Genomic DNA, 4845 nt, shown 5'->3' with positions numbered 1-4845 from the left:
GATGGCACTTGGTTCTATATGGGCACGCCCATCGGCAGATTTGAGCTGGTAAAGCTGTTTTCTTCGATTTTGAAACTGGAAGACGGCAAGTATTTTCTGGTGACACCCGTCGAAAAGGTTGGGATCGAGGTCGAAGACGCGCCATTCGTGGCGGTGGATTTCGAACATGTGGATGACGTTCTGACGTTTGAGACCCATGTCGGGGATTTTGTCGCGGCTGGTCCAGACCATCCCATTCGCGTCGTGCGCGATCCTGAAACAGGTGAACCATCGCCCTATGTGATGGTGCGCGCGGGGCTTGAGGCGTTGATTGACCGCAAGAGTTTCTATCGCTTGGTCGACATCGGCGCGCATCATGAGGGATGGTTCGGGCTTTGGTCGAACGGCGTATTCTTTCAGATCATTCCGTCAGCGGAACTTGAGGGCTGAGGAGCCTCCGGCGGAAGTTTATTTGGAAAGATGAAGATGCGGGCGGCTCAGGAGTTTTGAGTGTCCCAGTCTTTTAAGAAACGTTTTGGGGCCTGTGCGCGCCAGACGGAGCGAAGCCGCGCTTCTGCCCATCCCTCATCAATGTGGCCTGCAGCAACGAGGATGAGGTTGTGGGATTCGTAATGTTTGTGGTGGATAAAGGTTTCGGGGTCTGCTGCACGCAGGATTTCGCGCTCTTCCTTATCGCATTTGAAAAGCGCCGCCTCCACATAGGGACTCCACCAGACCCAGAGTTTGCCGTGCGCCTTGAGAACTTCATTACCCCAGCTTGTGGATTCTTCGACCTTTGGCAGGCCCAAGGACAGCGCGAAGGCTTTCATTTGAGGCCAATCGTTAATCATTAATGCGCCTCTGCCCAGTTAGCCCCTTGGCCAGCATCGACGATCAAAGGCACGTCGAGCTTGACGACTGGATCGGCGGCATTCTCCATGACGTCTTTTGCCGTCGCGATAAGCTGATCCTGCGCACCGTCTTCAACCTCGAACAGAAGTTCATCGTGTACTTGTAGCAGCATCTTTGCCGGTTGATCGGCGATGGCATCGGGCATGCGGATCATCGCGCGGCGGATGATATCGGCAGCGGTGCCTTGGATCGGGGCGTTGATGGCGGCGCGTTTGGCAAAGCCTGCTTGCGGTCCTTTGGCGCTGATGTTGGGCGTGTGGATAACGCGGCCAAACAGCGTTTCAACGCGGTCATGTTCCTTGGCGAATTTCACGGTGTCATCCATGTATTCCTTGATGCCCGGAAAGCGCTCAAAATAGCGGTCAATGAAGCCTTGCGCCTCTTTCCGTGGGATGCGCAGATTGCGGGCGAGGCCGAAACCGGAGATGCCATAAATCACACCGAAGTTGATCGCTTTGGCTTGGCGGCGCACGTCGGGCGTCATTTCATCAAGCGGCACATCGAACATTTCTGACGCGGTCATGGCGTGGATGTCGTGGCCATCACGGAAGGCCTGTTTCAGGCTGTCGATATTGGCGACATGGGCGAGGATGCGTAGCTCGATCTGAGAGTAGTCGAGCGCGACCAGGACTTTGCCAGGTTCAGCGACGAAAGCTTCACGGATGCGGCGACCTTCTTCAGATCGGATCGGGATGTTTTGTAGGTTTGGATCGGTGGAGGCGAGGCGGCCTGTTGAGGCACCCGCGATGGAGTAAGACGTGTGAACGCGGCCTGTGTCGGGGTTGATGTGTTCTTGCAGCGCGTCTGTGTATGTGGATTTCAACTTGGACAGTTGACGCCAATCAAGCACGCGGCGCGGCATTTCATGTTCGGTTGCAAGGTCTTCCAGTACATCTGCACCAGTCGCGTATTTGCCAGTTTTACCCTTTTTACCGCCCTCAAGACCCATTTCGTCAAAGAGCACTTCACCCACTTGCGCTGGGCTACCAACGTTAAACGGACGCCCTGCCAATTCATGGATTTCCGCTTCAAGCCCAGCCATTTTCTGGGCAAAGGCGTTGGACATGCGGGATAGCGTGTCGCGATCAACTTTGATGCCATTGCGCTCCATTTGAGCAAGCACAGGGACCAAAGGACGCTCCATCGTTTCATAAACGCGGGTGGTTTTCGCAGCGTGGAGCGAGGGTTTCAAATGTTGCCAGAGGCGCAGAGTGATGTCCGCATCCTCGGCTGCGTAAGCTGTCGCTTGATCAATCGGAACGCGGTCAAATGTGATCGCGGATTTGCCTGTGCCAAGCAGCGGTTTGATCGGGATCGGTGTGTGATCGAGGTAACGTTCAGACAGCGAATCCATGCCGTGGTTATGCAGGCCCGCGTGCTGCGCATAGGACAGGAGCATTGTGTCGTCGATAGGTGCAATATCAATGCTGTACCGCGAGAAAATCTTCGCGTCGTACTTCATGTTCTGGCCGATTTTCATGACGCTAGGGTCTTCAAGCAGCGGCTTCAGCGCGGCAATCGCAGCTTCCAGATCGATCTGCCCATCGGCCAGATCATCAGAACCGAAAAGATCATCGGTGCCCGCATCTTTATGTGCCAACGGGATGTAACACGCCTTGCCCGCTTCTGTGCAAAGCGAGATGCCTACGAGATCGGCACGCATGTCGTTGAGGCCAGTGGTCTCTGTGTCCACTGCGACATATCCACGTGCGATGGCGTGATCGATCCAAGGTTGAAGCGCTGCGAGATCGCGCACACATTCATATTTTTCAGCATCAAAGGGCACTGCTTCTGGCGCGTCTGCTGCGACTGCGGTTGGCGTATCTTTAATCGTTGGCATCTCCGCGCCGAGCATGTCAGAGATACGTTTAGTCAGCGTGCGGAACTCCATTTCGGCTAGGAAGCCAAGCAGCTTGTCAGCCTCTGGTTCTTTGACGACGAGATCATCCAAAGTGAAGCCCAGCGGCGTTTCGCAATCCAGTTGAACAAGGCGCTTGCTCAGCTCAATCTGTTCGCGGTTGTCGATCAACGTCTGGCGGCGCTTGGGCTGTTTGATTTCGCCAGCGCGGTCGAGCAGTTCTTCCAGATTACCATATTCGTTGATTAATAACGCCGCAGTCTTGATACCAATGCCAGGCGCGCCCGGTACGTTATCGACCGAGTCACCCGCGAGGGCCTGCACGTCGACGACGCCTTCGGGATAAACGCCAAATTTCTCGTGAACGCCGTCACGGTCAATGCGCTTTTGCTTCATCGCATCAAACATTTCAACGCCGCCACCGACCAATTGCATCAGGTCTTTATCCGATGAAATGATCGTGCAGCGTCCGCCAGCGGCGCGCGCCTGTACGGCGAGGGTCGCGATGATGTCGTCGGCCTCGTAGCCTTCGATTTCTTCACAGGCGATGTTGAAGGCTTCAGTCGCACGGCGTGTTAGTGGCATTTGCGGGCGCAGGTCTTCGGGCATCGCGTCGCGATTTGCCTTATAGAGGTCATACATGTCATTGCGAAATGTGTGGCTGCCCTTGTCGAAAATCACGGCGACATGAGTAACATCGCTGCCGGCATTTCCCTCAACATAGCGCTGCAACATGTTGCAGAAACCAGATACGGCGCCAATGGGCATTCCGTCGGATTTGCGCGTCAGTGGGGGCAGCGCATGATAGGCGCGAAAGATGAATGCAGAGCCATCAATGAGGTGAAGATGGCATCCTTTGCCGAACGCGTCAGACATTTTCGTCTCCCTATCAAATTCAGCTACCGTCATGCCATGCGCGCGCGTTTGGTTCCAGTCTCTAAGGTGATCAATTTGCGCCGAGACGAAGAGAAAGAGTCACCGACAATGGGATCGGCGTCCATCGCCCGAATGGCACATCTGCAGCGCGCATCATTTTCCCGATCCAGACGTTGCAGGTTTGAAAAACATGAAATCGCCCTTTCGCAGGAAAGAACATGTCATAGGCGTTAAAGCCATCAATATGGAGTGGATGTGTCGTATCGCCATCTACGAAAGAACCGGTGACAGATGCTAGGAGCTTTTGATAGTCTGCATCGCTCAAGGAAACCCAGCGCAAGGGGGCGTCCTTTGTCACCGGACCTGCAATATCAACCCGCATGACGGATTGATCGCCCGTGATTGCGCGCAGAATGCTTTTACTTGAAACATCCTTATAGGTGCCAGTACTTGTGTAGAATTCGCGCGCGCCCCAACCCACGATCATCCATTCTGCTTGTGGATGGTCCAAAGCCAAACCAGCCCGTTTCAACCAATCAAAGTGCTCATTTGTGGTTGGGGAAAGCGGCAGGAGCAAATCGTAGTGTATTGGTCCTTGGAGCAATCCGATCTGGACCTTGCGTGATGAATTATGTTCCGGGCTTTGCTTACCGACATGCACCGCACCCAGAAGAGCAGCGACGAAATATAGGCTTGAAACGAAGCACAACGTCAAAAGGGCGCGTGAACCGAGCCATAACGCTAATTTAATAAGCCGCATTGTCGAAAACCCCCGCCGTAATATGTACGGCGAGGGTAGCATGGATCAGAGATCTCGGTTTAGTCGTTGATTTGCGAAAAGAAGCGCTGCGTTTAGAGTTCCACCAACGTGATATCTGCCGCTGTCAGCGTCGTATTACCTGTGACGGTCCCAACAGCTGTTCCATCGAGCGAAATAATCGCGTCAGCGCCAGTGGTGTCAACTGTCACGACCGGAGCAGTCGCACCTGTGTGTTGCACGATGATCGTGTCATCCGCTGCATCATAATCCGCAATCGTTGCCGTTGCGGTCGGTGTTGCATCGCCATCAAGATAGAATGTGTCCAAACCAGTGCCGCCAATGCCGCTATCACCAGCTTCTAGGAAGATGTGATCATCGCCAGTACCACCGTCTAAAGTGTCGGCATCACTATCGCTCGATGTGGCTGACACGCCTGATACATCAATGCCCTCGAATTCTG

General features: G+C 54.3%; 4 protein-coding genes and 1 pseudogene. 1 reads left to right on the top strand and 4 read right to left on the bottom strand.

All coding sequences use genetic code 11. From position 1 onward, the window contains the following. Positions 1 to 429 (top strand): DUF1285 domain-containing protein (locus ABJQ89_RS19745; RefSeq protein WP_348497867.1); only part of this gene is annotated, 429 nt, incomplete at its 5' end. Between the two features lie 47 nt (positions 430 to 476). Here ABJQ89_RS19745 and ABJQ89_RS19740 read toward each other — a convergent pair. From ABJQ89_RS19740 to ABJQ89_RS19725, 4 genes and pseudogenes are all read right to left on the bottom strand, one after another. Next, positions 477 to 830, bottom strand: coding sequence for an MmcQ/YjbR family DNA-binding protein (locus ABJQ89_RS19740; RefSeq protein WP_348497866.1), 354 nt, complete (start codon positions 828 to 830; stop codon positions 477 to 479). Next, the gene (gene polA / locus ABJQ89_RS19735) at positions 830 to 3625 is read right to left on the bottom strand and encodes a DNA polymerase I (protein ID WP_348497865.1); all 2796 of its coding nucleotides are present in this window, start codon (positions 3623 to 3625) and stop codon (positions 830 to 832) included. The genes ABJQ89_RS19740 and polA overlap by 1 nt, the downstream gene beginning before the upstream one ends. Positions 3626 to 3695: 70 nt before the next feature. Then, positions 3696 to 4385, bottom strand: coding sequence for a DUF2459 domain-containing protein (locus tag ABJQ89_RS19730; protein ID WP_348497864.1), 690 nt, complete (start codon positions 4383 to 4385; stop codon positions 3696 to 3698). Between the two features lie 92 nt (positions 4386 to 4477). Further along, a pseudogene (locus tag ABJQ89_RS19725) lies at positions 4478 to 4845 on the bottom strand (hypothetical protein); the annotation flags it as partial.

It is taken from the genome of Planktotalea sp. (assembly GCF_039984035.1).
Classification (GTDB): Bacteria; Pseudomonadota; Alphaproteobacteria; order Rhodobacterales; family Rhodobacteraceae; genus Planktotalea.
This window is presented reverse-complemented; position numbering and strand designations above follow the sequence as displayed.

Bases quoted from the DNA above. Each gene is read 5' to 3' on its own strand.
- polA (WP_348497865.1), bottom strand. From the start codon at position 3,625: ATGTCTGACGCGTTCGGCAAAGGATGCCATCTTCACCTCATTGATGGC.
- ABJQ89_RS19740 (WP_348497866.1), bottom strand. From the start codon at position 830: ATGATTAACGATTGGCCTCAAATGAAAGCCTTCGCGCTGTCCTTGGGC.
- ABJQ89_RS19730 (WP_348497864.1), bottom strand. From the start codon at position 4,385: ATGCGGCTTATTAAATTAGCGTTATGGCTCGGTTCACGCGCCCTTTTG.